The sequence below is a fragment of the Burkholderia sp. Bp9140 genome (genome assembly GCF_003853425.1).
Taxonomy (GTDB): domain Bacteria; phylum Pseudomonadota; class Gammaproteobacteria; order Burkholderiales; family Burkholderiaceae; genus Burkholderia.
This window is the reverse complement of record NZ_QTPQ01000127.1, coordinates 1-545: the sequence shown is the minus strand read 5'-3', so window position 1 is coordinate 545 and position 545 is coordinate 1. Positions and strand designations below refer to the sequence as shown.

1 rRNA gene is annotated in these 545 nt (G+C 55.2%); it reads left to right on the top strand.

Annotated elements, in window-relative coordinates:
- The first annotated feature begins 216 nt into the window (after positions 1–216).
- Positions 217–329 (top strand): 5S ribosomal RNA (gene rrf / locus DIE21_RS36905).
- Positions 330–545: the final 216 nt, after the last annotated feature.

Below are 545 nucleotides of genomic sequence, written 5' to 3'. Positions count from 1 at the left end.
TCAGGTGTGTAAGCGCAGTAATGCGTTCAGCTAACTGATACTAATTGCCCGTAAGGCTTGATCCTATAACAAGTCTGCCTTGTAGATCGGCGCCGTGCGCAAGCACTGAGCGAGATCGAGGCGACAAGTTGGATTCTCGTGTGTGATACACACAACCTAAATTACTGCTTCTTCCAAGATTGGTCGCGTTGCGAAGCAACGCGACAACCCTCTTTGCCTGATGACCATAGCGAGTCGGTCCCACCCCTTCCCATCCCGAACAGGACCGTGAAACGACTCCACGCCGATGATAGTGCGGATTCCCGTGTGAAAGTAGGTAATCGTCAGGCTCCCTAAGCCAGAAACCCCCGCCCGAAAGGCGGGGGTTTTTGCATTTGCGCGACGGAAACGCACGATGGCCGCGAGGCGGGGTGTGTAGCTGTCCGGATTGCCGTCGATCCCGTCGTCGCCGTCCACGCCGGAACGAAATTGACCTTACCCCGCCGAGTACACCATTCGTAAGTTAGTGGGCTCGCCGTTTTTAGGTTGATGCAGTTGCCGGAATT